This window comes from Agromyces sp. NPDC056523, assembly GCF_042794545.1.
Taxonomy (GTDB): Bacteria; Actinomycetota; Actinomycetes; order Actinomycetales; family Microbacteriaceae; genus Agromyces.
In genome coordinates this window covers 65,459-91,544 of the sequence record NZ_JBHTTM010000003.1, presented here as the reverse complement: position 1 = coordinate 91,544, position 26,086 = coordinate 65,459, and the positions used below count along the sequence as shown (strand labels likewise).

The window sequence follows — 26,086 nt, the reverse complement described above, 5'->3', positions numbered from 1 at the left end:
CCGAGCGTCACCCCTGAGAACTCGGCGTGGTGCTCACCACGCCGAGTTCGTGGAGGAGTGCGTCCGCCTCGAGACGGATCACCTGCGCCGCCGACGGGTCCTCGGTGAGTTCCGCCTCGATGATCCGGAGCTGGGCGACCTCGAACGCCAATCCCTGCTCGCGTGCCTGGGCGAGCCCGGCCGCCACCGCGTACCTGGCTTCCTCGGTACGACCCAACGCGGCAAGCGCCCGCGCCCTCGTCCGTGCGATCGTGCTGCCGTAGAGCTCCGCCTCGCCGCCTGAGCCGCGCTCCGTCTCGGCCAGGGTGTCGAGTGCCTCCCCCGGTCGACCGGCGAGGAGGAGCCCAAGTGCGACGAGTGTCGCCGCTTCGATCGCCGACTGCACCTGACCGGTCCGTGCCGCCTCCGCCTGAAGCGCGACCATCGACTCCATCGCACCGTGGTCGCCCCGGACCAGCCGGAGGCGCGTCAGTTGAATCTCTGCGAAGATCGCGGCGTCCACGAGCCCATGCGCACGAAGCACGCGCACCGCGGGAACGAGCACGTCTTCCGCCTCACTCAGCCGCCCTTGGCTGATCAGGACCTCACCGATGTTCGCGCCGCAGATCGCCGCCTCGGACTCATTTCCGGCCCGGGTGAAGGCGTCCTGGGCGCGCGAATAGAAGTTCACCGCATCCTGCCACTTGCCCTCGAAGTAGGCCTGCCCTCCCAGGTTGTTCGTCACGACGGCCGTGCCCGTCAGATCACCGAGCTCGTCGTAGATGGCGAGCGCGCGCTCGCCATAGACCGCCTTCGAGGACTGGCCCAGCATCACGTACGCCGCGTCGAGCACCTGGTACGACCGCGCCAAGGCCTCCCGCTCGCCGGAAGCCTCCGCCTCGACCATCGCCTGCTCGGCGAGGCGCACCGCGGCGGGCATGTGCTCCTGCAACTGTCGGATCTGGGCGTTCAGCGCGTTGAGCCGCGCGGTCGCGCCGAGCGCCTCCGCGCTCCCGACATCCGCGACCAGGCGACGGCCGACGGTGAGGTCGCGATAGGCCGTGACGTAGGCACCGGTGCGCGCCCGAGCTCGGGCTCGCTTGAGCAGGACGTCGGCGGAGCGGATGGGGTCGTCCCCGACAAGACGTCCGGCCTGCCGGAACGCATCGACGGACTCCTCGAAGAGTCCAGCCTGTTCGAGCACGTCGCCGAGTGCCTCAGAGACGTCGGCGATCCCGACGGGCGGGAGGCCGGGTACATGACGCGACGCGTTCAGCGCACGTCGGTAGAACGTCGCGGCTTCGAGGTTCGCGTAGATCTCCTTGGCACCGTCACCCGCCTGCCGGGAGAACTCCCACGCCTCCGGCCAGCGGTGGGCCTCCGAATAGTGGACGGAGAGAAGTTCGACCTGACCGGTGGGTCCGTCGGACGAGCTCGCGCGGATGGCGTCGCCCACCTGCGCGTGCAGCTCGCGACGGGTCTTGAACGGCAGTCCCTCGTAGGCCACGTCGCGGATCAGGGTGTGCTGGAAGCGGACCCAACCGCTCGCGTCGACGGAGAGGAAGTCGCCGAGTCGAAGCAGGGTGTTCATGAGCCAGCCGGGGTCTTCGGCGGATCGACCCAGAACGGTCGGGGTGTACTCCTCCCGGAATCCGGCGCCGAGCACGGCCAGCCGCCGAACGAGGTTGCGGTCGGTGGGCGCGAGCGTGTCGATCCTCGCGGCGATCAGGCCCTCCACGGACTGGGGCAGGTAGTCGACCGCGGCACCCGCACGCAGCGCGTGGAGCAGCTCGAGCAGGAACAGGGGGTTGCCTTCGGCGCGAGCGGCCAAGGTCTCGGCCTGACTGGACAGCAGCGGGACTCCGGTCGTCGCCCGCTGGAGGAGGTCCTTGGCGTGCGCGAGGTCGAGCGGGCGGAGCTCGAGACGCGTCACGACGGGGCTCTCGGGCGCGGTGAATCCCCCGTTCCCCGGCTGGCGAGTGAGGATGATCAGCCACGGCAAGGGCTCGATCTCGGCGATGAGCGTGGTGAGCAGGTCGCGGGACGCCTCGTCCATCCACTGCGTCCCGTCGATGAGGAACATGGTGGGATGGTCGTTCGTGGCCTGCAGCAGTGCGGACACTGCCCCGTGCGCGCGCACTGGGCGGAACTGGTCGTCCAGCTCCGCGACCTGGGGCGACTCGGCCAGCGCGAGGCCCAGGGGTGTGCCGAGCAGCGCAAGCCAGGGCTCGAGGTCGGGGGCTCGCGTTCGGACCAGTTCGGCGAGCGCCGCCGCGGTCGTCGCAGGGTCGCCGTCGTGCAGCCCCCAGGCTTCCCGCAGGAGGGCTCGGAACGGGAAGTACGGCGTGTTGGTCCGATAGAGCCGGCACTCCACCGCGATCACGCGCTCCGGCTGCGCCGACGTGAGCAATTCCTGCACGAGCCGGGACTTGCCCATGCCCACGCCGGCGGTGATCTCCACCACGCTCCCGCGGCCTTCCCGGGCGTCGGCCCAGGCTCGACTGAGGATGGCGAGCTCCTCGTCGCGACCGACCAGCGGTGAGGCGGCGACCTGCTCCGGACCGCGGCTGCCCTCGGGCTTGCCGACGGAGAAGGCATGGACGGGCTCGGCCTTGCCCTTCACGGAGAACGGCTCGGGAGCGGACACCTGGAACGTCGTCCGCGAGCCGTCCAGCACGTTCCGGGTGGCGTAGACCTCGCCCGCCGGCGCTTTCTCCATGATGCGGGCGGCCAGGTTCACCGCGTCGCCCATGATGGTGTAGGTCCGGCGGTAGCCGGGACCCACTGCGCCCGCGAAGACGTATCCGGAATTGACGCCGATGCGGAGGGGCAGGCCGTCGGGAGCGCAGTTCCGGATCTCCCCGAGCGCGAGCAGCATCTGCTCCTCGTTGTTGCCCGCGGTGTCGGGGACCCCGGCGGTGAGGATGATCTTGCCGCCGTCCTCCGCGATGTCGGTGGCGAGGAACGTCACTCCGTGCGAGTCGGCGAACCGCTGCACCCCACGGACCAGGTCGTCCAGCACGTCTGCGGCGTTGGCCGGGTCATGGACGACGAGTCGGTCGAATCCGACGTAGCGGAGGAAGGCGACGGCGGCCGGCCGGTGCTCGGGGTCGATGGTGCCGCTCAGGAGGGTCTGGCGAAGTCCGACGGGAACGAACTGCTCGAGCTCGACCTCCGGACTCTCGGCGGCGCGGAAGCCGAATTCCTCCACCTCCGGGGCTCGGCGCAGGAGGACGCCGGGCCCGCTCCGCCCGCCGAGGGACGAGCGAGGAAGCAGTCGCGCGGTCTCGGGGCTGATGAGGATCTGCGCCGCGGAGGCCGCGGCTTCCATGTGGACGGTGCGCGTGGCCGCCGGACCCGCGACGATCAGTTCCCGATGCGACCCGCCCACGAGGAAGAAGTCGAAGGTGCCGCTGTGCACTCCGACCGACATCCGGAGTGTCACGTTGCCGGCGTTCGTCGCGAATCCCTCGATCCGCCGCAGCTCGGCCCGCATCGCGTGAGCCGCGGCCGCCGCCCGGAGATGATGGTCGTCTCCGGTGAACAGCAGCAGCTGGGCGTCGCCGCCGAACTTCAGCAGGTTGGCGCCGAAGGCGTACGCGGCGGGAAGGAGCCTGCCGAACGTGCCGTCGATCACCTCGGTGACCTCCTCGGCGCCGACGTGGCCGTGACGCGCCAACCGTTCCGACATCCGCGTGAAGCCGGTGATGTCGACCAGCGCCATGGTGCCGTCGACCGGACGATGCAGGCGCCCCGGCGTCTCCTCGTCCCAGTAGCGGACCATGCGGGCGACGTACGGCTGGAGGACGTCAGTAGCGGGGGCTCGGGCGCTCGTGATCATCGCGTCGTCACGCGCCCCCGGGTCGATGTGAACAGCACGATGCCTCCTCCGCATCGGGGTTCCCTTCGAGCCAATCTAACGCCGGATGGCGCCGCATGGCGCTGTGACGCACCTGATCGCGCTGCTGTGGGCAGCACTGCCCTGAGCGGCATCCGCCCCACAGCCCGCCGGGGCGGCGCAGGGTGGACGCATGAGCGACCACGAGAGCCCACCCGTCCAGCCCATCGACCACGAGCTCATCCGCCGGCTGCACCACGAGCGCATCGTCGTGCTCGGCGACGAGCTCGACCAGGCGGGCGGCAACCGCATCTGCGCGCAGCTCGTCTCCCTCGCCGCCGACGACCCGCGTCGCGACATCCGCCTCTGGATCAACTCACCGGGCGGGTCGGTGCCCGCCATGCTCGCGATCATGGACGTGATGCGCGCCATCCCGAACGACGTGGCCACCATCGCGATCGGCATGGCCGCGAGCGCCGGGCAGTTCCTGCTCACGATGGGGACGCCGGGCAAGCGCGCCGCGCTGCCGCACGCGCGCATCCTGCTGCACCAGGGATCCGCTGGCATCGGCGGCACGGCCGTCGACGTCGAACTGCAGGCCGACGACCTCCGGCACACGCGCGACACCGTGCTCGGGCTCATCGCCGAGCGCACCGGCCAGCCGATCGAACGGGTGCGACAGGACTCCCTGCGTGACCGCTGGTACACCGCCGAGCAGTCCGTCGACTACGGCTTCATCGATCGCGTCGCCCACGGACTCGACGAGCTGTTCCCCGTCGAACCGCGCGCCGTCGCCGGGCTGGGGGTGCCGGCATGAGCTCGTACGCGATCCCCTACGTCGTCGAGAAGCGCGGCGGGGTGGAGCGGTCGCTCGACGTCTACAGCCGCCTCCTGTCGGAGCGCATCGTCTACCTCGGCACCGAGATCGACGACGGCGTCGCCAACGTGCTCATCGCGCAGTTCCTGCACCTGGCGGCCGACTCGAACGACGCGCCCATCAGCCTCTACGTCAATTCGCCCGGCGGCTCGCCGAGCGCCGCGCTCGCGGTCTACGACACCATGCGGCACATCAGGCCGGATGTCGCGACGACGTGCGTCGGCCGGGCCGGCGGGCCCGCGGCGGTGCTGCTGGCCGGCGGCACGCGCGGTCAGCGGTCGATGCTGCCCCACAGCACCGTCACGCTCCACCAGCCGTCGACGCAGGGACGCGGCACGGTGCCCGACCTGATCCTGCACGCCGACGAGGTGCTGCGCGTCCGCGCCGAGCTCGAGGCGGCGCTCGCGGCCGACACCGGGCGTTCGGCGGAGTCGATCCGCGTGGACACCGACCGCGACCTCATCCTGCCCGCGCAGGCCGCGGTCGAGTACGGACTCGCCGACCACGTGCTCACGGCCGCGGTCGGTGCGCCGGCCGGCGCGCTCGCCGCGGCACTGCGCTGACGTGTCGCGAACTGCGGCGCCGGCACGCCGGACCGCGCTTCGCGTCATCCCGACGGCGCGCTCAGGCGGCGAGGAGGAAGGCGCCCGTGACGAGGCCGCTGGGCGGGGCGGTGCCCGGGGCGAGTTCCCTCGTCGGGCGCGGCGCGTCGGCGCGGCGGCCGTGCACCTCGCGCAGGTCGAGCGTGCGCCGATCGTCGGTGCGGGCCGCGAGGCGGCCGGCCACGCGGGCCACGACGTCACCGAGCTCGAGCCCGAGCGCCTCGGCCACCGCGCCGAGCACCTCGGACGACGCCTCCTTGCGTCCGCGCTCGACCTCGGAGAGGTACTGCGGCGAGACGCCGGCCGTGGCGGCGACCTCGGTCAGGATGCGCTCCTGCTCGAGGCGCTCGCCGCGCAGCACCTCGCCGAGCACGTGCCGCCACAGCGGCTTCGCGGCGCGCGGCGCCGCCTCCGGAGACGGGAACACGACAAGCCTGCCCATGCCCCGAGGCTACGCAGCGGGGGCCGCGACCGACAGGCCGATCCGCTGAGAGCAGAACGACGTCGTCAGCGCGGTTCGTACGTGAGGCAGTCGGCGTCGACCGCACCGGGTCCGACGCGCACCGCCGCGGCCGTGCACTCGAGCGAGTCGTTGTGCACGCACTCCGCCCGCTGGCAGGCGCCGACGTGGCTGATCACCTTGTCGAGCCCGCCCTTGGTCCCGAGCGGGATGAACGTCGCGCACTCCGCGTCGCCGATCGAGCCGGCGATCGTCACGGCCGCGGCGTGGCAATGCGAGTGGTCGTTGTACGAACACCCGGTCACCGAGCATTCGGCGACGGCGGGCAGTTCGTCGAGGGTCATGCTCACGGTGACCTCCAGATGGGGTGTCGGACCGGCAGGTGCGGGCGATGCTACTCCGGCGGCCTCGCCGCGGCCAGACCCGTCCGGCGCGTCGCGCGCCGCGCCTGTCGCGGCGCGCCGATCAGAGCAGCCAGGGATCGATGCCGAGGTCGTCGCCGCGCGGCGGGTCCGCGATCGCGGGCGGCGGCGCCATCCGTCGTCGAACGGATGCCGCGACGCGGCCGCGCACGCGACCGAGCACGCCGGGCGACCCGGCGCCCAGGCGCACGAGCTCGCGCCCGCGCGGGCCGGTCGGGATGTCGCGCGGCAGCGCCGCGGAGGCGACGAGCCATCGCGGAAGCCCGAGCAGCTCGAGCGCGCGCGCGAGCCGTTCGGACTCGAACACGCTGTCGGAGTCGAGCTCCTCGTCGAGCACTTCTGCGAGCTCCTCGGCGGCATCGGGCCTGCCGGCCGCAGCGGCGAACGCGTCGGCGTGCTCCGTACCGAAGGGCGCTCCGAGCACCTCGTCGTCGGCACCCGGCTCACGGGACGGATCGCTCGAGTAGCGGCCGAGCTCGGCGTGCCCCCTCCACGCTGCGATCACCAGCTGGCGGTCCTGCCGGACCCGCAGCGCGAACGCCGTGGTGTCGAGGCGCTCGGCGAGCGCAGCGGCGACCTCGAGCACCCCGCGGCGGCCGGACGCGACGGTGCCGTCGCCCGGCTCCGCGATCGCGGCGATCCAGCCGCCGTCGGGCGGGGCGATCCATCCCGTGAAGCCGAGCTCCCGCAGCGCGTCGACCACGTCGTCTCTCGTGGCCCCGTCGGTCGTCGACACGAGCGCCGCGCCGTACGTCTCACCCGCCGCGCCCTCGGGCTCGTGCGGCGTGCCGGGCAGCGGGAGGGCCATGCCCCATCATCCCGCACACGCGGCGAGCGCGAGGCTCAGCCGGCGGCGTCGCCCGCGTCGCCCTTGGCGAGCCGGGCGCGGCCCTGCTCGGTGTTCGCGCTCGACCGGGTCAGGTTCTTGATGAACTCCACGCGCCGGAACCGGAGTGCCGACCAGTCCTCGTCGATCGCCACCTGTCGCACAGGTTCGAATCCGGCTGCCCCCATCGACGCCCAGCCGCTGTCGCGGTTGAACTCGCACGTGTACCGCTTGGACGACGCCTTCGGATAGGCGATCCACACGACCACGTCGCCCTCGGTCGCGCGCGCGACCTGCTCGGCGAACGCGTCGACCTCATGCTGCTTCGTCGCGAACGCCAGGGCGAACCCGGCGCCGGTCACGCCCTCGAGCGTGCGCTCGACGGCGTTCGTCGCGCCGACCTCGGCGAGCTCGGGTTCGAACGAGCTCGGGGCGTCGATCACGTGCACGGCGCCGTCGCCCTTGAGGTTGAGCTTGCGGAAGATCCCGCTCACGATGCCGCCCGCAGTGCCTCGGCGATCGGGGTGCCGCCGCGGTTGAAGCGGATGGTGCGCCCGATGGTGCCATCGTCGGCGAGCGCCGCCGCCACGACCGCCGCGACATCCGCGCGGTCGACGTCGCTGCTGGACTCGCCCGTTGCGTCGATCGAGCCCGTGCCGGGCCCGTCGGTGAGGGTTGAGGGCCCGAGGATCGTGGCGTCGAGGTTCGACGCCCGGAGGTGCTCGTCGGCGTCGGCCTTCGCGTCGGCGTAGTGCCGGAACGCGCTGTCGGCGGGCACCCGGTGGTCGGTGCGCGAGCCGAAGTACGAGACCATCACGTACCGCCGCACGCCGGCCCGCTCGGCGGCATCCATCGAGCGGACCGCGGCGTCGTGGTCGACCGCGCGCGTGCGCACCGGATTGCCGCCGCCGGCTCCGGCCGACCACACCACGGCGTCGTGTCCGGAGATGAGCTCGGCGAGGCCGTCGACATCGAGCTCCTCGACGTCGGCGACGACCGGGTTCGCACCGGTCTCGGCGACGTCGTCGGCGTGATCTGCGTTCCGGATGACGGCGTCGACCTCGTCGTCCCGCTCCGTCAGGATCCGCTCGAGCTGGAGCGCCACCCTCCCGTGGCCTCCGATGATCAACACCTTCGCCATCGTCGTCCCCTTCCGCGTACCTCAACCGTAGTGACGGATGCCGCGTCGGCAACCCCGTGCGCGGAATGCTGGCATCCGCGCCCGGCGCGCGGGCAGAATGAGCGCAGTGACACACGGAGGTGCACATGTCGATGGAAACGCTGCTCTGGGGCGCGATCTTCGGGATCATGGCGATCGGCGGGGTGGGCCTCGCCGCCTGCCTGTGGATGTTCGCCCGCTCGCCTCGACCCTGACGAGGCCTCGTCGATGCCGGTGACGAGCGCCGGCGTGCTGCTCTTCCGGCGTGCGCCGGAGTTGGAGGTGCTCGTCGCTCACATGGGCGGGCCGTTCTGGGCACGGAAGCAGGAGCACGCCTGGTCGATCCCCAAGGGCGAGCTCGACCCCGAAGAGCAGCCGCGGGCCGCGGCGTTGCGCGAGTTCGCCGAGGAGCTCGGCCTGCCCGCACCCGAGGTGGACTATGCGAACCTCGGAACCGTCCGCTACGCGTCGGGCAAGCTGCTGCACGTCTTCGCGGGCGAGGCGCCCGACTTCGCGCTCGACGGCTTCGAGCCGGGCACGTTCGAGCTCGAGTGGCCGCCGCGCTCGGGACGCACCGCCGAGTTCCCCGAGGTCGACGACGTGCGATGGGCGGGGCTCGCTGAGGCGCGCACGCTCCTCGTGAAGGGCCAGCTCGGCGCGCTCGACGCGCTCGAACGGCACCTCGCGACATCCGCCTGACCCCGTCATGCGACCGGGGTTCCGCCGGCCGAATCGGCGGGCAGGCCCTCACCGCTCGACGTGGCGTCGGCGTGCTGTCGGCGCCTCAGGTGGTACGACTTGCGTTCGTCGAGTGAGGGGTCGGGTGCATCCCAGACCTTCACGATCGCCCAGCCGAGGGCGGTGAGCGGCACGGCGAGCACCGCGCCGGCCACGCCGGCGAGGATCGTTCCGGCCGTCAGCGCGATGAGGACGACGAGCGGGTGCAGTTTCAGGGACTGCGCCATGACGACCGGCTGCAGCAGGTCGCCCTCGAGCTGGTTCACGACGATGACGATCGCGACCACGATGAGCGCGACGACGGGTCCATTGGCGACGAGCGCGACCAGGGCCGCCAGGATGCCCGCGAGCGTGGCGCCCACGATCGGGATGAACGACGTGAGGAACACGATCACGGCGAGCGGCAGCGCGAGCGGCACCTGCAGGATCACGAGTCCGAGGCCGATGAAGAACGCGTCGACGAAGGCCACGATCGCGGTGCCGCGCAGGTACCCGCCCAGGACCTTGACGCCCGTCACGCCGATCCGGCGGCCGCGCTCGAGACGCTCACCGCGGTACGGACGGAGGAAGAACGCCCAGATGCGGTCGCCGTCCTTGAGGAAGAAGAAGAGCACGACCAGCATGAGGATGAGGCCCGTGATGAACTCGGTGGCACGCGAGACACCGGTCAGTGCCGTCTGCCCGAACTCGGCGCTCGTCACGAAGTCGATGATCGAATTGCGGGCGTCATCGATCTGCTGCTGGTCGATCGGGATCGGCAGGGTCTCGACCCAGCCGAGGAGGTCGTCGAATCCTTGCGTGGCGGACTCCGCGAGCTCCTCCCACTGACTGCGCACGGCGAAGACGATCCCGGTGATGATGCCACCGAGCACGAGGATGCCGCCGAGCAGCGTGACCCACGCCGCAAGCATCGGTGGAAGCCCGATGCGCCGCAGCCAGACGATGAGCGGGCTGGCCGCCGCCGCCAGGATGATCGCGATGATCACCGGGATGACGAGGACCTTGACCTGCAGGAGCGCCCAGATCCCGATCGCGGCGAGCACGATGACGACCAGCATCTGCCAGCTGCGGATGGACCATCGGCCGAGGCGGTCGTTCCAGATGGGACCACCGGTGCTTCCGCGCACGCCCTCCTCGTGCTCGGGCTGCATCGTCACGACCTCGGTCGTGACGACGGGATCCGGATCGCGGTGCCGTCGGGAGAACATGGCACGACGATAGGGCCGCTCGCGCGCGATTGCACGGGCCTTGACGCGGCGCGCCTCAGGCCGAGCCGCTCCACGGCGCGGGGACGAGCACCCACACGACCTCGGCCGGCGCGTCGCCCTCGGCGTTCCAGGTGTGCGGCTCGCGCCCGGGGAAGGTGAGCGCGTCGCCGGCCTCGAGGTGCACGACCCGGTCGGCGAACCGCACGCTCACCCTGCCCGTGATCACGTGCAGCACCTCGACGTCGCAGTTGACCGTGTAGAGCTCGTGGCCCCCGTGCGCGCCGGGCTCGAGCGACGAGCGGAGCAGCTGCACGCGCGACTCGCCACGCGGCGACATGAGGTGCTCCTCGACGTGGACGCCGCCGAGGTTGATACGCGGCGCCTCGGCGCGGGTCACCTTCTGGATCTCGGGCTCGGCGAAGAGCGCGCCCATCGGGAGCGAGAGCACCTGGCAGAGCTGCACGAGGGTCGCGACGCTCGGCGACGTCTCGTCGCGTTCGAGCCTGCTGAGGAACCCCTTGCTCAGCCCCGTGGAGTCGGCGACCTGGGCGAGCGTGAGGCCCTGCGCCATCCGCGTGCTGCGCAGCTTGGCGCCGATCGGGGGCCCCGCGACGTCGGCGGACGGATGGATGGGACGCACGACGCCTCCTTCGATCTTGACGCCGGCGCGTCGCGGGCGTACGGTGTGGTCAAGTTTCCTCAACAGTACTGGAAGTTTCGTAATATGCAACCCACTCCTGAGAATGCCCCGCGCGGACCGGTCGACGCGAGCGTCGTCCCGCGCTTCGCCGGCATCGCCACGTTCGCGCGCCTTCCGCGCCTCGACGAGGTGGGGCGAGCGGATGTCGCGATCGTCGGCGTCCCGTTCGACTCGGGCGTGAGCTACCGCCCCGGCGCGCGCTTCGGCCCGTCGCACGTGCGCGAGGCGTCGCGGCTGCTGCGCCCCTACAACCCCGCACAGGACGTCTTCCCGTTCGGTGCGCAGCAGGTCGCCGACGCGGGCGACATCGCCGTCAACCCGTTCGACATCGCCGAGGCCGTGCGCCAGGTCGAGGCAGGCGCCCGCGAGCTGCAATCGAGCGCGGGCAAGCTCGTCGCCATCGGCGGCGACCACACGATCGCGCTGCCGCTGCTGCGCGCCATCCATGCCCAGCACGGCCCCGTCGCGGTGCTGCACTTCGATGCGCACCTCGACACCTGGGACACCTACTTCGGCGCGCCCACCACGCACGGCACGCCGTTCCGCCGCGCGAGCGAGGAGGGCCTCATCGACCTCACCGCGAGCATGCACGTCGGCATCCGCGGTCCGCTGTACGCCAAGAGCGACCTCGAGGACGACGAACGCCTCGGCTTCTCCATCGTCTCGAGCGAGTACCTCGAGGAGCACGGCGTCGCGTCCGCGATCGATCGCATGCGCGCCCGCATCGGCGACGCGCCGCTCTACATCTCGATCGACATCGACGTGCTCGACCCCGCGCACGCGCCCGGCACCGGCACCCCCGAGGCCGGCGGGCTCACGAGCCGCGAGTTGCTCCGCATGCTCCGCGCGCTCGCCGACCGGAACATCGTCGGCGCCGACATCGTCGAGGTCGCGCCCGCCTACGACCACGCCCAGCTCACGGCGGTCGCGGCGAGCCACGTCGCCTACGAGCTGCTCAGCGCGATGGCGCCACGCACCTGAGTCCGACCACCCCATCCAGCCGACCCACCCCAGGCGAAGGAGCCACGAGATGTCCGAACCCCGCACCCCTGACCGCGAGGAGGTCGAGGCCGCGGCATCCGCCATCGTCGAGGCCTTCGCGGCCACCGACGCGCCCCGCTACTTCGCGACGTTCGCCCCCGACGCCACGTTCGTCTTCCACACCGAGCCGGCGCGGCTCGACGACCGGGCCACGTACGAGCGGCTCTGGGCCGAGTGGGTGGCGAGCGGATGGCGCGTCGTCACGTGCACGTCGAGCGAACCCGCCGTGCAGCCCTTCCCCGGCGGTGCGGTGTTCAGCCACACGGTCGACACGACCGTCGAGACGCCCGACGGCCGCGACTCGTACCGCGAGCGCGAGAGCATCGTGTTCCGCACCGACGCGAACCGGGGCCTCGTCGCCGTGCACGAGCACCTCTCCCCCATGCCCGCCGCCGACGCGGCCTGACCCCTTCCCCACCCCTTCACCGAGGAGACCAGCAATGTCGCTCTACACCCGCCTCGAACAACGCCTCGAACGCAACTCCGATGACGCCGGCCCCGTGCGCGGCGAGTTCTCGCTGCTGCGCATCGGCATGATCTGGCTCGCCGCCAACCTCGTCGTCACGACGCTCCTCACCGGAACGCTGTTCATTCCCGAGGTGGACTACGGCCTCGTCATCCTGCTGATCATCGTCGGCACGCTGATCGGTGCCGTCGTACTCGTGCTCGTCGGCAACATCGGCACGCGCACGGGCCTGCCGACGATGGCGCTCACGCGAGGGCCGTTCGGCACGCGCGGGAGCCTGCTCCCGGTGACGGCGAACGTCGTCATCCTCATGGGCTGGAGCTGGGTGCAGGCGATGCTCGCGGGGATCGCGCTCGACTTCCTCGTGTTCTCCGTCACCGGCGTCTCGATGCCGGTGCTCTGGGCCGTCGTCTGCCAGACGATCGTCGTGATCCTCGCGATCTTCGGCCACGAGGGCATCGCGAGGATCGAGCCGTGGCTCGCCGCGCTCATGCTCGCGATCATGGCGTACATCTTCTTCGTCGCCTTCACGACCTTCACGCCGGCCGAGTACAACGCCATCCCGGAAGCACCCACGATCTACACGCCCATCCTCGTGCTCGACGTCGTCATCGCGACCGCCATCTCGTGGACCGTGCTCTCGGCGGACTTCAACCGGTTCGCGCGCGACAGCAAGGCCGGCATCGTCGGCTCGGGCATCGGCTACAGCCTCTCGACGATCATCTCGATGTCGCTCGGGGCGACGGCGTTCGCGTTCGTGATCCTGTCGGGCGGCGAGGCGATCCCATTCGACCCGGTGAGCATCATCGAGCCCCTCGGCTGGCCGCTCGCGATCGTGATCTTCGTCTCGGTCATGGCCACGAACACGATGGTCGTCTACGGCATGGTGACGACCGTCGTGAACGCGGTGCCGGGCACGCGCGTGAAGTTCCTGCCGACCGCGCTCATCCTGGGTGCGATCTCGATCATCGGCGCGACCTTCTTCGGGCTGCTGAACCAGTTCACCGCGTTCCTCGTGACGATCGGCGCCCTCTTCGCCCCGGTGTTCGCGATCATGATCGCCGACTACTACATCGTCAAGCGCGGGGCGTACACGCCGGCGATCCTCGACGCTCGCGGCGGCGGCCGGTACTGGTACCTGGCGGGCGTCAACTGGGCGGCGGTCGCCTCCTGGCTTGTGGGCGCGGTGCTCGTCTACCTCTTGACGTACGTGTGGCCGGTGTCGCCGATCGGGGCGACGATCCCGGGCTTCGCGGTGACGTTCGTGCTCTACCTGCTGCTCTCCCTGCGCGAGCGGTCGGCGCACCCCGCCGAGCCGAGCCGGCACCTCGCCCGCACGGCCGAGGACACGCCGCGCCAGGCGCGAGCCTGACCGTGCGCGACCTCAGCCACCCCATCTCGGACGGCATGATGGTGTACCCCGGCGACCCCGGGGTACACCTCGCCGCCGCCCTCGAGCTCGACCGCGACGGCGCCGCCGTGACCTCGGTGCGGATGGGATCGCACACGGGGACGCACGTCGACGCTCCCGCGCACACCGTGGCGGGCGGACGGACGATGGACGCGGTCGGCCTCGACGAACTCGTCGGCGATGCGCTCGTCATCCGGGTCGACGGGCTCGGCGATCGCGCGATGATCGGAGTCGCCGAACTCGGCGACCTGCCCGAGCGCGTTCCGCCCATCGTCGTGGTCGACACGGGGTGGGCCGCGCACTTCGGCACGGACCGAGCCCTCCGGCATCCGGCGCTGTCGGCCGAGGCGGCGCGGGAACTCGTTGGACGCGGAATGCACGTCCTCGCGGTCGACACGCTGAGTCCCGACCCGACGGATGCCGCGGGGACGACCGAGTTCCCCGTGCACGAGATCGTGCTCGGCGCCGACCGGCTGATCGTCGAGAACGTCGCGAACCTCGACGGGCTGCCGGAACGGGTGCGGATCGGGTTCTTCCCGCTTCGGCTCGGGACGGACGGCGCGCCGGTGCGCGCGGTCGCCTTCGACGCCGAGACGGTGATCGAGTAGCCCTCGACCATCGCCCGCCCCACCCGGCAGACTGGGGCGATGGACCCGGTGCAGGCGCTCGAGGAGATCGCGACGCTGCTCGAGGTGCAGCTCGCCTCGCCGTTCAAGGCGAAGGCCTTCCGGCGGGCGGCCGCGGCGATCGCGCCGCTGTCGGCCGACGAGGTGCGCGAGCGGGCCGCCGACGGCCGGCTCAAGCGCACGCCGGGAATCGGCGATTCCAGCCTGAACGTCATCACCGAGGCGCTGGCCGGCGACGTGCCGTCGTACCTGGCCGACCTGCGCGAGAAGGCGGGCGTCGAGTCCCGCACCGGGCTGCGGGCGCAGCTGAAGGGCGACCTGCACGCGCACTCGGAATGGTCGGACGGCACGACGAGCATCGCCGCGATGGCGCGCGCCGCGGCATCCGCCGGGCTCGAGTACTTCGCCCTCACCGACCACTCGCCGAACCTGCGCGTCGCGAACGGGCTCTCACCCGAGCGGCTCGAGTCGCAGCTCGAGATCGTGGCGGCGCTGAACGCTGGGCACGGCGAGGGCGTCGACGATGCCGACGAGCGCGACCGCGGCGACCTCGGGGTGCGCATCCTGATGGGCATCGAGGTCGACATCCTCGAGGACGGCACGCTCGACCAGCGGCCCGACCTGCTCGACCGCCTCGACGTCGTGGTCGCGAGCGTGCACTCGAAGCTGCGTGCACCGGCAGCCGAGATGACCCCGCGGATGCTGCGCGCCATCCGGGACCCGCGCACCAACGTGCTGGGCCATTGCACGGGCCGCCTCGTGCAGGGGTCGCGCGGCACCCGGCCGCAATCGGAGTTCGACGCCGCCGCGGTCTTCGCGGCGTGCGCCGAGCACGACGTCGCGGTCGAGATCAACTCGCGCCCGGAGCGTCAGGACCCGCCCGACGACCTGATCCGGCTCGCACTCGAGCACGGATGCCGCTTCTCGATCGACACCGACGGGCACGCGCCGGGGCACTTCGGGTTCCTCGCGCTCGGCGCCGCCCGTGCCGAGGCGGCCGGCATCCCGCCGGAGCGGATCGTGACGACGTGGGACGCGGACCGGCTGGTGGAATGGGCGGGCGCGAAGAAACGACGACGGAAGGGGTCGTGATGGAACTCGGCGCATTCTCGGTGAGCCTCGCGGTGAAGGATCTCGCGGTCTCGCGGGCGTTCTACGAGACGCTCGGATTCGAGCCGTTCATAGGGGACGCCGAGCAGGGATGGCTCGTGCTCCGCAACGGCGACCACGTGATCGGGCTGTTCCAGGGCATGTTCGAGGGCAACCTGCTCACGTTCAATCCCGGCTGGGACCAGCAGACGCAGGAGACGGCGTCGTTCACCGACGTGCGCGAGCTGCAGCGGCACCTGCGCGACGCGGGCATCGACCTCGCGAGTGAGGTCGACGAGTCGGGGTCGGGTCCGGGCAGCTTCATGGTCGTGGATCCGGACGGCAACACGATCCTGTTCGACCAGCACCGCTGAGCGAGCGTCAGCGTTCGATGCTGCTCCGGTCGCCCGAGCGACCCAGCCAGGCACGCAGCGCGAAGAACACTGCAGCCGCCACGACGGCGACGATCGCGAACTTCACGATGAACCACAGCACGCTGAACACGAGGTCGACGAGGAACCACGCGATCACGACGGAGGCGATGACGCCGAGGACGATCCAGACGGTGCGGGCCATGCCCCGAGCCTAGCGGCGCACGGCAGCGCGAGCCGCGGCATCCGTCAGCCCTGGACGCGACCCGACATCGCCGCGATGCGCTTGAGCAGCGGCGGCTTGGCGAGCACCCACGCGACGACCATGACGACCACCGAGAGGGCGAACACCGCGAACCCGAGCCAGTCGTCGGTGTCGCGCGCGGTGTACATCTGGTTGAGCTTGCGGAGGGCGCCGGTCGTGAGCACGAGCACGACGTGCACGAAGGTGAAGGCCAGGAAGAACAGCATCACCGGGTAGTGGATCGCGCGCGACCACTTCTCGGTCACCGGGTCGGCCAGGCGACCCTCGACCGGCCACGCCGACGACAGCCGGAGGCCGGTGAGGATCGCGAGCGGCGACGCGATGAACACGACCGTGAAGTACGCCAGCTGCTGGAGCGAGTTGTAGACGACCCACGAGTCCTCGGTCGGCCAGTCGAGCGAGGCGTACTGCAACGCCGCCGAGATCGCGTTCGGCACGACCGCCCAGTCGGTCGGCACGACGCGCACCCACTGCCCGGTCGCGAGCAGCAGGATGATGTAGCTCAGGCCCGTCAGCACCCAGAACGCATCGAGCCACAGGTGGAACCACAGCCAGATGCCGAGGCGGCGCGGTGCGCGCTTGGTGCGCGGCCAGCGTGTGTTGTCGCGCGTCCAGAACCCGGGCGGCCGGCGCTTGCCGCGGAGCTCCAGCCCGGTCTTCACGAGCAGTGCGAGGAAGAACGCGTTGAGGAAGTGCTGCCACCCCAGCCACGCGGGAATGCCGACGGGCGCGCCATCGGGCGGCGGCACGATGCCGGGGTACTCGCCGATGAACGCCTCGACGGCGGGGATGCCGCGCAGGACGCGCGCGACCACGACCGCGATGACGAACGCAACGAGCGCGATGCCGACGCCCCATGCCACTCGCCGGCGCTGCGCCTTCCACCATTCGGCGGCGCGCGAGGGCTTCGTCGAGGTCACGGTCATCTCCGGGCGGTTCCTTCTCCGGTGCGGTCGGCGAGGCACAGGGCGTTACGACGATAGCGCCGCCGGCTGGGAACGCGTGGGCCGGATGACGCTCCGCGACGAGACCGCCGTCCCCATGCCGCGGTCCCTATGCTGGGGCGGATGCTGAAGGAACTCGCGGCGGGTGCGCGGATGCTGCTGCGCGGCTTCGGATTCTGGAGCCGTGATGCCGGCGTCATGCTGCTCGGACTCGTGCCCGCGGCGATCGTCTTCGCCGCGCTCGTCTGGGGGCTCGTCGCGCTCGGCATCGGCCTTCCCGGGCTGGTCGACTGGGCGACGCCCTTCGCCGACGGCTGGCAGGAGTTCTGGCGGTCGGCGTTCCGCGCCCTCGTGACGGTGGTGGTCTTCGCCGGCGCGGCCGTCCTCGCCTTCGTCACGTTCACCGCGCTCACGCTCATCGTGGGCGACCCGTTCTACGAGCGTATCTGGAAGGCCGTCGAGGCCGACCTCGGCGGGCCCGCGCCATCCGAGGGGCCGAGCTTCTGGAGCGGGGTGGGCAACTCGCTCGTGCTCGTGGCGCAGGGCCTGCTCTCGGCAGCGGTCGTCGCCATCGCCGGTTTCGTGCCGGTGATCGGCGGCGTGCTCGCGGCCGTGCTCGGTGCGGTGCTCACGGGTCGCCTCCTCGCGCGCGAACTCGCCGCGCGGGCGTTCGACGCGCGGCACCTCAACCGTGGGGTGCGCCGTGCCCTGATCCGCGCGCATCGGTGGCGCTTCCTCGGCTTCGGCATCGCGACGCAGCTCTGCTTCCTCGTACCGCTCGGCGCGGTGGCCACGATGCCCGCGGCGGTCGCGGGCGCGACGATGCTCGCGAGGTCCGTGCTCGACGAGGTGCATCCGATCCCGGCCGACGACCCGAAGTAGTGGTGACGGGCATCTCGTTCCGGACCCGTCGACCAGGATGCCGCGGGTCGGTCGAGTCGCCCGCGGCATCCGCCGGTCTGTGCCACCGCCGGCCCGCCCAATCCATTCAGCCGGCGCCGAGCACCTCGTCGACCCACCGCGGCACGAGCTCGCTCGCAAGTCCGAGCCGGCTCTCCGCGAAGAACGGCGTGATCTCGCTCTCCGCGAGGTTGAGCTCGAGCGTCGCCGCGCCGAACGCCGACGCCGTGAGGACGAACCCGGCCGCAGGGTGCACGGCGCCCGACGTGCCGATCGCGACGAACCGCTCGCAGGCGACGAGGGCCGCGTCGATGTCGTCGAGCCAGTAGGGCATCTCGCCGAACCAGACGACGTCGGGGCGCAGCATCCGTTCGTCGCAGACGGGGCACGGCGGCGCGTCGACCAAGTCGCCCGACACGTCGACCCGCGATTCGCACGCGAGGCACAGCGCACGACCGATCTCGCCGTGCATGTGGCGCACGCGAGCAGAGCCGGCGCGCTCGTGCAGGTCGTCGATGTTCTGCGTCACGAGCAGCAGGTCGTCGCCGAACTCGGCTTCGAGCCGCGCGAGGGCGGCGTGCGCTGGGTTCGGGGCGACGGATGCCACGGCGCGGCGCCGCGCGTCGTAGAACCGCTGCACGGTGTCGGGGTCGCGTTCGAACGCCTCGGGCGTCGCGACATCCTCGACGCGGTGGCCCTCCCAGAGCCCGCCCGCATCGCGGAACGTGGGCACGCCGCTCTCGGCCGAGATGCCGGCACCCGTGAGCACGACGATGTGCGGCATCGCGCCCTCGTCGTCCGTCACGTCAGCCAGTATGCGAGCCGTGGGCCGGCCGGGCAACGGCACGACGCGGGCAGGCTCACGCCATCAGGGTGCGCCCTGCCCGCGTCGGGCCGTAGCGGTCAGCAGGATGTGGCGTCGTTGCCGTCGATCGAGGCGAGCAGCGATCCCAGGCCGCCGAGGCCGTCGACCCCGAACAGGCGGGCGACGTTGCCGAGGCCCAGGCGCGGTTCGTCGAAGGAGCTCGAGTGCTCACCGAGACCGCCGTCCGACCGCGCCGCCTGCGACGAGACGACGCCCCAGCAGTTGCTGCCGTCCGCAGCGACCGCGGGCGTGGCGACGGCGAGCGTTGCGGTCAGGCCGAGCACGCCGGCTGCTCCTGCAAGAGTGCGGATGTTCATGATTCCTCCCCATCCTGGATCGCGGCGGGAATCGCCGCCTGAGAGGTGTTCGTCACCGACCGTCTGCCGGATTGGACGTGCCTGGCGCCGCGGCCTCGGGCACGTGGCCACTGAAGAGCAGGACCCGGGTCGGGCCGAACGGGAACGACGGGACGCGCACCATCCGCACGTCGTCGCCGGCGAAGCCCGCCGCGGCGAGGGCGGCGCCCGTGTCGCGATCCCAGTGGCACCCGTGGCAGAACCGCGTCGAGAAGGGCGTGACGATGCGCTGGACTGCGCGCTTGAGCGTGCGCGGCGGCGCGATGACGTGGTCGACGAACACGACCGTGCCGCCCGGGCGAAGCACCCGGCGGACCTCGGCGAGCGCGGCGCCCTGGTCGCGCACCGAGCAGAGCACGTAGGTGCCCACGACCGCATCGACCGAGGCGTCGGGCAGCGGGATGGATTCGGCGACGGCATCAAGCGGTTCGCGTGCGTGCTGCCAGGCGCGGGCCTGCTGCGCGAGTTCGACGCGACGGTCGAAGTCGGGCTCGAGCCCGATCCACTCGACGTCCTCGTGGAAGGCGCCGAAGTTCGCGCCCTCGCCCGCGCCGATCTCGAGCACCCGACCGCGCACGCGCCCGATCACCTCGCGTTCGAGGTCGTCGAGCGCGTCGTCGGTGATCAGCTCGGGCCGCGCACCATCCATGCCGTCATGCGACCACGCGGGCGCGCGCTCGTCAAGCGCGGCGCCGGGGCTGGGCGAGCCGTGAGCAGAGCGGATGCCGCGAGCCCACGCCCGCGGCATCCGTTGATCTCGATCTCGACGGTCGCGCCGCTCAGCCTCGCAGCGTCGCGAAGAACGCCCGGATGTCGCCGACCACCGCGTCGGGCACCTCGATCGCGGCGTAGTGCCCGCCCTCGGGGAACCGGCTCCAGTGCACGATGTTCGAGTTGTCGCGCTCGGCGAAGACCCGGATCGTCTGGAAGTCGTCCTTGAACATGGCGACGCCCGTCGGTGCCGCATTGACCTGCGGCTCGGCCTCGACGCGGGCGTTCTCGAGGTAGCTGCGGCTCATGCCCGCGGCCGCGTTCGCGAACCAGTTCACGGTCACCTCGGTGAGGATCCGCTCGAGGGGCACGAGTGCGGTGCCGTTGCCGAAGGAATTGAACAGCTCGCTGTACGCGAGCAGCGCCACGGGCGAATCGCTGAGCCCGACCGCGACCGTCTGCGGTCGGCTCGCGTTCATGGTGTTGTAGCCGCCGACCGTCTGGAACCACTGCAGGAACTCGAGCGCCGCGTAGTCCTGCGGCTCGAGCCGCTCGAACTCCGCCGGGTCGCCCGACGGGAACGAGAAGAGCTGCAGCACGTGCAGGCCGAGGAAGCCGTCGGGGTTGAGCAGGCCGAGCTCCCGCACGACGAGCGCGCCGTTGTCGGAGCCGTGGATGCCGTACTCGGTGTAACCGAGGCGGTGCATGAGCTCGTCGTAGGCGCGGGCGACCCGGGCCATCGTCCAGCCGGCCTCGGAGACCGGGTTCGAGAAGCCGTAGCCCGGGGCATCCGGGACCACGACGTCGAAGGCCTCCTCGGCGCGCCCGCCGTGCGCGACCGGGTCGACGAGCGGCCCGATCATGTCGAGGTAGTCGACCGACGACCCCGGGTACGTGTGCGCCAGGATCAGCGGCGTCGCGCCCTCGTGCGGCGAGCGCACGTGGATGAAGTGGATGGGCTGCCCGTCGATCTCGGTCATGAAGTGCGGCACGGCGTTGATGCGGGCCTCCTCGGCGCGCCAGTCGTACGTCGTGCGCCACTGCTCGACCGCGTCGCGGAGGTAGGAGTTCGGGGTGCCGTACGACCAGTCGTCGCCGGGCGCCGGCTGCGGCAGGCGCGTGCGGGCGAGGCGGTCCGTGAGGTCGTCGAGGTCGGCCTGGTCGACCTCGACGCGGAACGGGCGGATGTCGGTGGTGGTTGCGCTGGTGTTCGTCATGTCTTCGACGCTAACGAGAGATTAGGAAGGTTCAGTTCCTAATACGCGAGAAACGATCTCGTCGCCCCGCCGACCGCCTGCGAACGCCGCGCTCAGCTCCGGTGGCCCTGGGTGACCTCGTCCTTGTGCGCCGCGAAGGCGGCCAGCACCTCGCCCTTCTCCTGCTCGGGCACGCCCACGGCATCGAGCGTGCGGCCCAGCTCGGCGGCCACCTCGTCGAATTCGTCGGGCGAGATGTGGAGCCGGCGATGCGCCTCCTCGAGGCCGAGCACCGTGGTGCCCGGAACGGTTGGGGTGTACTCGAACGGACCGCCCGCGACGTTGCACACCCAGAGCGTGCGCATGAACTTCAGGCCGGGAAGCCGGCCGAGGTTCTGGGTGTGCCACTCCCGCAGGGCCGGGTTCTGCGACTGCTGGCCCACGATCGGATTCCGGACGACCGCATCGCTGAAGTGGTCGACGACGGCGGCGATCGCGAAGACGCCGCCGAGACGTTCGTAGAGGCTCTGATCGGACATGGCTGATCTCCTTCGATCGGTGCCACGGAAACCGCATCCGTGAGGCGCTGGTCTTCTATAGTTGATGGTTATTGATTATACAGCGGATCGCGGCGGGCGTCCATGGTGATCCGATCGGATGGGCGAAGCGTGCGTGCAGAATTGACGGCATGTCCGACACGGCCGCGCGACTGCTCGCGATGCTGTCGCTGCTGCAGGCGCGACCCGACTGGACGGGTTCCGAGCTCGCCGAGCGGCTCGGGGTCACTCCACGCACCATCCGGACCGACGTCGACCGGCTGCGCGAGCTCGGATACCCCGTCGACGCCAGGCGCGGCACCGCGGGCGGTTACCGGCTCGGAGCGGGCGGCAAGCTCCCGCCGCTCCTGCTCGACGACGAGGAAGCAGTCGCCGTGGCGATCGGGCTCCAGGTGGCCACGGGGATCACGGGCATCGAGGAGTCGAGCGCTCGCGCCCTCGCGAAGCTCGAGCAGGTGCTGCCGTCGCACCTGCGTCCGACCGTGGCAGCGATCGGCGCGGTGGTCGAGAAGGCACCCGAGAACATCGGCACGGACGCCCCTGATCCCGAGGTCGACCACGCGGTACTCGCCGCGATCGCCGCCGCCATCCGCGACGTCGAGTGGCTGCGCTTCGACGACCGCGGCACGCCCCGGCTCGTCGAGCCCTACCGCCTGCTGAGCTGGCAGCGACGCTGGTACCTGGTCGGGCGGGATCCGCACTCGGGCGAGTGGGGCGTCTACCGCGCCGACTGGATCGCGCCACGGATGCCGACCCGTCGGCGCTTCGAGCCCAGCCCGCTGCCGGGCGGCGACTACACGGCCTTCGCGATGCGCTCGATCGCGATGAGCGGATGGAACGTGCACGCGCGCTTCCACGTCGCGGCGCCGGCCGACGCCGTGATCGCGCGCATCAACCCCACGGTCGGCGTCGTGGAGGCGGTGTCCGACGACGAGTCGGTGCTCGTCACAGGGGCAGACTCGCTCGACACGATCGCCGCGTACATCGGCATGCTGAACATGGACTTCACCGTCGAGTCCCCGCCCGAGCTCGCGCCCCTGCTGCGCACGTACGCGGAACGCTATGCACGCGCAGCCGACGGTGGGACGCTGGGGGCGTGACCACGACCATCGAGCGGCACGTCGACATCGCCGCCGCTCCCGAGGCGGTGTTCGACCTGGTCGCCCACCTGCACGACTACGGGCGCTGGCTGCCGTCGTCGGGCGACTACGAGGGCACGTCCGAGATCTCACCGCCGCCGGTCGCGGTCGGCACGACCTACGTCGAGCACAGCCGTCGCGGCGTCCGCCACGGCCGCGTGATCGCCCTCGATCGGCCGGCGCGCATCGCCTTCCGCCAGCCCATGACCCTGCGTCCGCAGGTCGCCGGAACCATCGACAGCACCGTGACGATGTCGGTCGCCGCGAAGGGCGTCGGCGCCCGCGTCACCAGGACGGTAGAGCTCGGCATCCCTCGAAGGATCGCCCTCGCGCGAGGCCTGATCGTCGGTCGGTACGCCCGCGAGAGCGAGCGGATGCTGCAGGCGCTGAAAGCCTTCGCCGAACGCTGAGCGCTGAGCCCGCGACATCCGCTCACCTCGGGTTCTTCCCGTCGTCACCCATCAGGCCTAGCGTGGGGACAGTCGCCATCGCCGATGCCGCCGAGAAGGAGAACGCGCATGTCCACGAGACGCCGCCGCACCACCGCCGCACTCACCGCCACCGCCACGCTGATCGGAGCCGCCGCCATCACGGCGCTTGCGGGCCCCGCCGCAGCGGCACCGCCTGATGGGCGCGGCACCACCGAGCTGCGCGTGGCGACCTACAACCTCTCGCTCAACCGCAACACTGCCGGCCAGCTCATCACCGACCTGTCGACACCCACCAACGACCAGGCGCAGACGGTGGCCGAGATCATCCAGCGCACGAACCCCGACATCGTCCTGCTCAACGAGTTCGACTTCGACGACGAGGGGCTCGCGGTCGACCTCTTCCGCGAGAACTACCTCGAGGTGTCGCAGGGCGGCGCCGACCCGGTGGAGTACCCGTACGCGTTCGTCGCGCCGTCGAACACCGGCATCCCGAGTGGCTTCGACCTCAACAACAACGGCACGATCGGCGGCGGTGACGACGCGTTCGGCTTCGGGCTCTTCCCCGGCCAGTTCGGGATGGCGGTGCTCTCGAAGTACCCGATCCTCGAGAGCGACATCCGCACGTTCCAGAACTTCCTCTGGAAGGACATGCCGGGCGCGCTGCTGCCTGACGACCCGAACACGGCCGCACCGGCCGACTGGTACTCGCCAGAGGAGCTCGAGGTCTTCCGACTCTCGAGCAAGTCGCACTGGGACGTGCCGGTGGACGTGGACGGTCGCACCGTGCACGTCCTCGCGTCGCACCCCACGCCGCCGACCTTCGACGGTGCCGAGGACCGCAACGGGACGCGCAACCACGACGAGATCCGCTTCTGGGCCGACTACGTCACGCCGGGCACGGCCTCGCGCTACATCTACGACGACGAGGACGGCAAGGGTGGACTGAAGCCGGGATCATCGTTCGTGATCCTCGGCGACCAGAACGCCGACCCGCTCGACGGCGACTCGACCGAGGACGCGATCCTGCAGTTCCTCGACCACCCGCGCATCACCGACCCGCTTCCCACGTCGGCAGGCGCCGTCGAGGCGGCCACGGTCCAGGGCGGCGCGAACCTCACGCACGAGGGCGACCCGGCCTTCGACACGGCGGACTTCTCCGACATCGCGCCCGGCAACCTGCGGGCCGACTACGTGCTGCCCTCGCGCGACCTGCGCGTGCTCGACGCCGGGGTGTTCTGGCCGGTGTCGAGCGATCCGCTGTCGTCGCTCACGGGCAACTTCCCGTTCCCGTCGAGCGACCACCGGCTGGTCTGGGTCGACCTGCGCGTGCACGGGTAGCGGCGGCTACTCCCCCACCGAGGTGCCGGGCACGCCGGCGATGCGGCGGGCGGATGCCACGAACGCGGGCCGCACGCGGTCCCAGCCGTCGAGGTATCCGCCCACCATCGCGGCGTCGCGAAGCAGCACCAGCTCCGCGGCAGACTCGGCCGGCTCCGGAGCGCCGGCAGCGCCGAGGAGCTGCTCGAGCTCGGAGCGGAACCATTCGCGATGCCGCGCGACGGTCGTGCGGACGCCGCTCGCGGCATCCGGGTACTCGGCTGCGGCGTTGATGAACGGGCAGCCGCGCGTGTGGCGCCGGGCGATGTCGTCGGCGAGGCCCTCGATCACCAGGTCGACCATGGGCGCGGGCTCGGCACCGGTGGCCTCGGCCGTCTCGAAGGCCGCCTTGATGTTCGCGTCCTCCACGCCGAGGTAGGCCTCGACGAGGGACTCCTTGCTCGGGAAGTGCCGGTAGAACGTCGCGCGCGTGACCCCCGCTTCGGCGATGATCCGATCCACCCCGACGGCGTGGATGCCCTCGCGGTAGAAGAGCTCGCTGGCGGTCGCGAGCAATCGCTCGCGCGCCGCCGAGGTGCCGCTGGATGTCGTTCTCGTTGCCACGTCGTAAATGATAGAACGATCTTTCTCTTTTTGCTTGACATGCAGTCGGGCGGGGGCGTACTGTCAGGGAATAGAGAGACAGAACGATCGTTCTACTTACTACCGGCGATGCAGAAGGAGCAGCCACCATGACCACCACCGACCGAGCCCCCATCGTCCTCGTCCACGGACTCTGGATGACCCCGAAGAGCTGGGACACGTGGGCCGAGCGCTTCCGCGCCGCCGGCCACCAGGTCATCGTGCCCGGCTGGCCCGGCATCGACGACCGGTCAGTCAGCGACATCCGCTCGAACCCCGACCCGCTGAAGGGCATCGGCCTGAAGCAGATCGCCGACCACTACGAGGCGATCATCCGCGCGCTTCCGCAGAAGCCGATCATCATGGGCCACTCGTTCGGCGGCGTGATCACCCAGATGCTCGCCGACCGCGGCCTCGGCGCCGCCTACGTCGGCGTGACCCCGGGCCAGACCGCCGGCATCACGACCCTCCCGGCGTCGACGCTCCGGACCGGCTTCCCGATCCTGTCCAACCCGTTCGACCGCAACGGTGCGCGACCGATCTCGAAGGGCCACTTCCACTTCACGTTCGGCAACGACCTCGGCCGCGAGGCATCCGATCGCATCTGGGAGGAGTACGCGGTGAACTCCTACAACCGCGTCTTCTTCGAGGGCGTCGCCTCCACGCTCAACGAGAAGGGCGGCGTGACCCACGTCGACTACGGCCGCACCGACCGCGCGCCCCTGCTCGTCATCACCGGCGAGATTGACCACGTGGTCCCTCCGGCGATCGGGCGGGCCATCGTCAAGAAGTACCGTTCGACCGGCAGCCCCGCGATCGTCGACTACCGGGAGTTCCCCGGCCGCACGCACCGCATCGTCAGCCAGGACGGATGGCAGGAGGTCGCCGACTTCGCGCTGGCCTGGGCGACCGAGCACGCGGAACTGCAGCCCACCACCGCCTCCTGACGG

At 71.1% G+C, this 26,086-nt stretch carries 30 protein-coding genes; 14 read left to right on the top strand and 16 right to left on the bottom strand.

All coding sequences use genetic code 11. The annotated features are described in order from the left end of the window. Window positions 1–7: 7 nt before the first annotated feature. A complete protein-coding gene (locus ACFQ58_RS11330; RefSeq protein ID WP_376951213.1) occupies window positions 8–3,763 on the bottom strand; it encodes an adenylate/guanylate cyclase domain-containing protein in 3,756 nt (1,251 codons plus the stop codon). A gap of 247 nt (window positions 3,764–4,010) precedes the next feature. Here ACFQ58_RS11330 and ACFQ58_RS11325 point away from each other — a divergent pair, with 247 nt between their 5' ends. Together ACFQ58_RS11325 and ACFQ58_RS11320 are read left to right on the top strand one after the other, a co-directional pair. Then, window positions 4,011–4,634 carry a ClpP family protease gene (locus ACFQ58_RS11325; protein WP_376951212.1) on the top strand — a complete coding sequence of 208 codons (624 nt, stop codon included), beginning with the start codon at window positions 4,011–4,013 and terminating at the stop codon, window positions 4,632–4,634. After that, a complete protein-coding gene (locus ACFQ58_RS11320; protein WP_376951211.1) occupies window positions 4,631–5,257 on the top strand; it encodes a ClpP family protease in 627 nt (208 codons plus the stop codon). The genes ACFQ58_RS11325 and ACFQ58_RS11320 overlap by 4 nt, the downstream gene beginning before the upstream one ends. Before the next feature lie 61 nt (window positions 5,258–5,318). Here the strand turns inward: ACFQ58_RS11320 and ACFQ58_RS11315 are convergent, their stop codons facing one another. The 5 genes from ACFQ58_RS11315 to ACFQ58_RS11295 form a co-directional block, all read right to left on the bottom strand. Continuing rightward, the gene (locus tag ACFQ58_RS11315; RefSeq protein ID WP_376951210.1) at window positions 5,319–5,738 is read right to left on the bottom strand and encodes a helix-turn-helix domain-containing protein; all 420 of its coding nucleotides are present in this window, start codon (window positions 5,736–5,738) and stop codon (window positions 5,319–5,321) included. Between the two features lie 65 nt (window positions 5,739–5,803). After that, window positions 5,804–6,100 (bottom strand): DUF1540 domain-containing protein, encoded by a 297-nt coding sequence (locus tag ACFQ58_RS11310; protein ID WP_376951613.1) that lies wholly within the window; start codon window positions 6,098–6,100, stop codon window positions 5,804–5,806. Between the two features lie 121 nt (window positions 6,101–6,221). Then, the gene (locus ACFQ58_RS11305; RefSeq protein WP_376951209.1) at window positions 6,222–6,986 is read right to left on the bottom strand and encodes a hypothetical protein; all 765 of its coding nucleotides are present in this window, start codon (window positions 6,984–6,986) and stop codon (window positions 6,222–6,224) included. 35 nt (window positions 6,987–7,021) lie between these two features. Continuing rightward, window positions 7,022–7,498 (bottom strand): hypothetical protein, encoded by a 477-nt coding sequence (locus tag ACFQ58_RS11300; protein WP_376951208.1) that lies wholly within the window; start codon window positions 7,496–7,498, stop codon window positions 7,022–7,024. Continuing rightward, complete coding sequence (locus ACFQ58_RS11295; RefSeq protein WP_376951207.1) at window positions 7,495–8,145, bottom strand: SDR family oxidoreductase; 651 nt, start codon at window positions 8,143–8,145, stop codon at window positions 7,495–7,497. The genes ACFQ58_RS11300 and ACFQ58_RS11295 overlap by 4 nt, the downstream gene beginning before the upstream one ends. Before the next feature lie 246 nt (window positions 8,146–8,391). On the opposite strand from ACFQ58_RS11295, the gene ACFQ58_RS11290 reads away from it, so the two are divergent. Continuing rightward, a complete protein-coding gene (locus ACFQ58_RS11290) occupies window positions 8,392–8,862 on the top strand; it encodes an NUDIX domain-containing protein (protein WP_376951206.1) in 471 nt (156 codons plus the stop codon). A gap of 5 nt (window positions 8,863–8,867) precedes the next feature. Here ACFQ58_RS11290 and ACFQ58_RS11285 read toward each other — a convergent pair whose 3' ends face one another. Both ACFQ58_RS11285 and ACFQ58_RS11280 read right to left on the bottom strand, forming a co-directional pair. Then, on the bottom strand, window positions 8,868–10,052 hold the full coding sequence (locus ACFQ58_RS11285; RefSeq protein ID WP_376951612.1) for an AI-2E family transporter: 1,185 nt from the start codon (window positions 10,050–10,052) through the stop codon (window positions 8,868–8,870). Between the two features lie 112 nt (window positions 10,053–10,164). Further along, a complete protein-coding gene (locus ACFQ58_RS11280) occupies window positions 10,165–10,749 on the bottom strand; it encodes a helix-turn-helix domain-containing protein (RefSeq protein WP_376951205.1) in 585 nt (194 codons plus the stop codon). An 84-nt stretch (window positions 10,750–10,833) separates the two neighbouring features. Between ACFQ58_RS11280 and speB the strand changes: the two genes are divergently transcribed. The 6 genes from speB to ACFQ58_RS11250 are packed head-to-tail and all read left to right on the top strand — an operon-like array spanning window position 10,834 to window position 15,816. After that, a complete protein-coding gene (speB, locus tag ACFQ58_RS11275; RefSeq protein WP_376951204.1) occupies window positions 10,834–11,790 on the top strand; it encodes an agmatinase in 957 nt (318 codons plus the stop codon). A gap of 49 nt (window positions 11,791–11,839) precedes the next feature. Then, complete coding sequence (locus ACFQ58_RS11270) at window positions 11,840–12,256, top strand: YybH family protein (protein ID WP_376951203.1); 417 nt, start codon at window positions 11,840–11,842, stop codon at window positions 12,254–12,256. 34 nt (window positions 12,257–12,290) lie between these two features. Then, a complete protein-coding gene (locus ACFQ58_RS11265; protein WP_376951202.1) occupies window positions 12,291–13,688 on the top strand; it encodes a purine-cytosine permease family protein in 1,398 nt (465 codons plus the stop codon). 2 nt (window positions 13,689–13,690) lie between these two features. Continuing rightward, a complete protein-coding gene (locus tag ACFQ58_RS11260; RefSeq protein ID WP_376951201.1) occupies window positions 13,691–14,335 on the top strand; it encodes a cyclase family protein in 645 nt (214 codons plus the stop codon). Between the two features lie 39 nt (window positions 14,336–14,374). Beyond that, the gene (locus tag ACFQ58_RS11255) at window positions 14,375–15,445 is read left to right on the top strand and encodes a PHP domain-containing protein (protein ID WP_376951200.1); all 1,071 of its coding nucleotides are present in this window, start codon (window positions 14,375–14,377) and stop codon (window positions 15,443–15,445) included. Further along, window positions 15,445–15,816, top strand: coding sequence for a VOC family protein (locus tag ACFQ58_RS11250; protein WP_376951199.1), 372 nt, complete (start codon window positions 15,445–15,447; stop codon window positions 15,814–15,816). Before ACFQ58_RS11255 ends, ACFQ58_RS11250 begins: the two co-directional genes overlap by 1 nt. A gap of 7 nt (window positions 15,817–15,823) precedes the next feature. On the opposite strand, the gene ACFQ58_RS11245 is transcribed toward ACFQ58_RS11250, so the two are convergent. Continuing rightward, the gene (locus tag ACFQ58_RS11245) at window positions 15,824–16,018 is read right to left on the bottom strand and encodes a hypothetical protein (protein ID WP_376951198.1); all 195 of its coding nucleotides are present in this window, start codon (window positions 16,016–16,018) and stop codon (window positions 15,824–15,826) included. A gap of 44 nt (window positions 16,019–16,062) precedes the next feature. Next, window positions 16,063–17,004, bottom strand: coding sequence for a cytochrome b/b6 domain-containing protein (locus tag ACFQ58_RS11240; protein ID WP_376951197.1), 942 nt, complete (start codon window positions 17,002–17,004; stop codon window positions 16,063–16,065). 141 nt (window positions 17,005–17,145) lie between these two features. Between ACFQ58_RS11240 and ACFQ58_RS11235 the strand changes: the two genes are divergently transcribed. Continuing rightward, on the top strand, window positions 17,146–17,904 hold the full coding sequence (locus ACFQ58_RS11235; RefSeq protein ID WP_376951196.1) for an EI24 domain-containing protein: 759 nt from the start codon (window positions 17,146–17,148) through the stop codon (window positions 17,902–17,904). A gap of 106 nt (window positions 17,905–18,010) precedes the next feature. Here the strand turns inward: ACFQ58_RS11235 and ACFQ58_RS11230 are convergent, their stop codons facing one another. The 5 genes from ACFQ58_RS11230 to ACFQ58_RS11210 all read right to left on the bottom strand — a co-directional run bounded on the left by ACFQ58_RS11230 (window position 18,011) and on the right by ACFQ58_RS11210 (window position 21,589). Then, window positions 18,011–18,727, bottom strand: coding sequence for an NAD-dependent deacylase (locus ACFQ58_RS11230; protein ID WP_376951195.1), 717 nt, complete (start codon window positions 18,725–18,727; stop codon window positions 18,011–18,013). 98 nt (window positions 18,728–18,825) lie between these two features. Continuing rightward, entirely contained in the window at window positions 18,826–19,104 is a 279-nt protein-coding gene (locus ACFQ58_RS11225) for a hypothetical protein (protein WP_376951194.1), read from the bottom strand. Window positions 19,105–19,156: 52 nt separating this feature from the next. Beyond that, window positions 19,157–19,792, bottom strand: a complete 636-nt coding sequence (locus tag ACFQ58_RS11220; RefSeq protein ID WP_376951193.1) for a class I SAM-dependent methyltransferase — start codon at window positions 19,790–19,792, stop codon at window positions 19,157–19,159. A 130-nt stretch (window positions 19,793–19,922) separates the two neighbouring features. Beyond that, a complete protein-coding gene (locus ACFQ58_RS11215) occupies window positions 19,923–21,071 on the bottom strand; it encodes an epoxide hydrolase family protein (RefSeq protein ID WP_376951192.1) in 1,149 nt (382 codons plus the stop codon). A 92-nt stretch (window positions 21,072–21,163) separates the two neighbouring features. Beyond that, a complete protein-coding gene (locus ACFQ58_RS11210) occupies window positions 21,164–21,589 on the bottom strand; it encodes a group 1 truncated hemoglobin (protein WP_376951191.1) in 426 nt (141 codons plus the stop codon). Between the two features lie 149 nt (window positions 21,590–21,738). Between ACFQ58_RS11210 and ACFQ58_RS11205 the strand changes: the two genes are divergently transcribed. The 3 genes from ACFQ58_RS11205 to ACFQ58_RS11195 all read left to right on the top strand — a co-directional run bounded on the left by ACFQ58_RS11205 (window position 21,739) and on the right by ACFQ58_RS11195 (window position 24,515). Beyond that, window positions 21,739–22,707 carry a helix-turn-helix transcriptional regulator gene (locus tag ACFQ58_RS11205; protein WP_376951190.1) on the top strand — a complete coding sequence of 323 codons (969 nt, stop codon included), beginning with the start codon at window positions 21,739–21,741 and terminating at the stop codon, window positions 22,705–22,707. Next, on the top strand, window positions 22,704–23,156 hold the full coding sequence (locus ACFQ58_RS11200; protein WP_376951189.1) for an SRPBCC family protein: 453 nt from the start codon (window positions 22,704–22,706) through the stop codon (window positions 23,154–23,156). Before ACFQ58_RS11205 ends, ACFQ58_RS11200 begins: the two co-directional genes overlap by 4 nt. 108 nt (window positions 23,157–23,264) lie before the next feature. Next, window positions 23,265–24,515 (top strand): endonuclease/exonuclease/phosphatase family protein, encoded by a 1,251-nt coding sequence (locus ACFQ58_RS11195; RefSeq protein ID WP_376951188.1) that lies wholly within the window; start codon window positions 23,265–23,267, stop codon window positions 24,513–24,515. A gap of 6 nt (window positions 24,516–24,521) precedes the next feature. Here the strand turns inward: ACFQ58_RS11195 and ACFQ58_RS11190 are convergent, their stop codons facing one another. Then, window positions 24,522–25,118 carry a TetR/AcrR family transcriptional regulator gene (locus ACFQ58_RS11190; RefSeq protein WP_376951187.1) on the bottom strand — a complete coding sequence of 199 codons (597 nt, stop codon included), beginning with the start codon at window positions 25,116–25,118 and terminating at the stop codon, window positions 24,522–24,524. Window positions 25,119–25,246: 128 nt separating this feature from the next. Here ACFQ58_RS11190 and ACFQ58_RS11185 point away from each other — a divergent pair, with 128 nt between their 5' ends. Further along, a complete protein-coding gene (locus ACFQ58_RS11185; RefSeq protein WP_376951186.1) occupies window positions 25,247–26,083 on the top strand; it encodes an alpha/beta hydrolase in 837 nt (278 codons plus the stop codon). The last annotated feature ends 3 nt before the right edge of the window (window positions 26,084–26,086 follow it).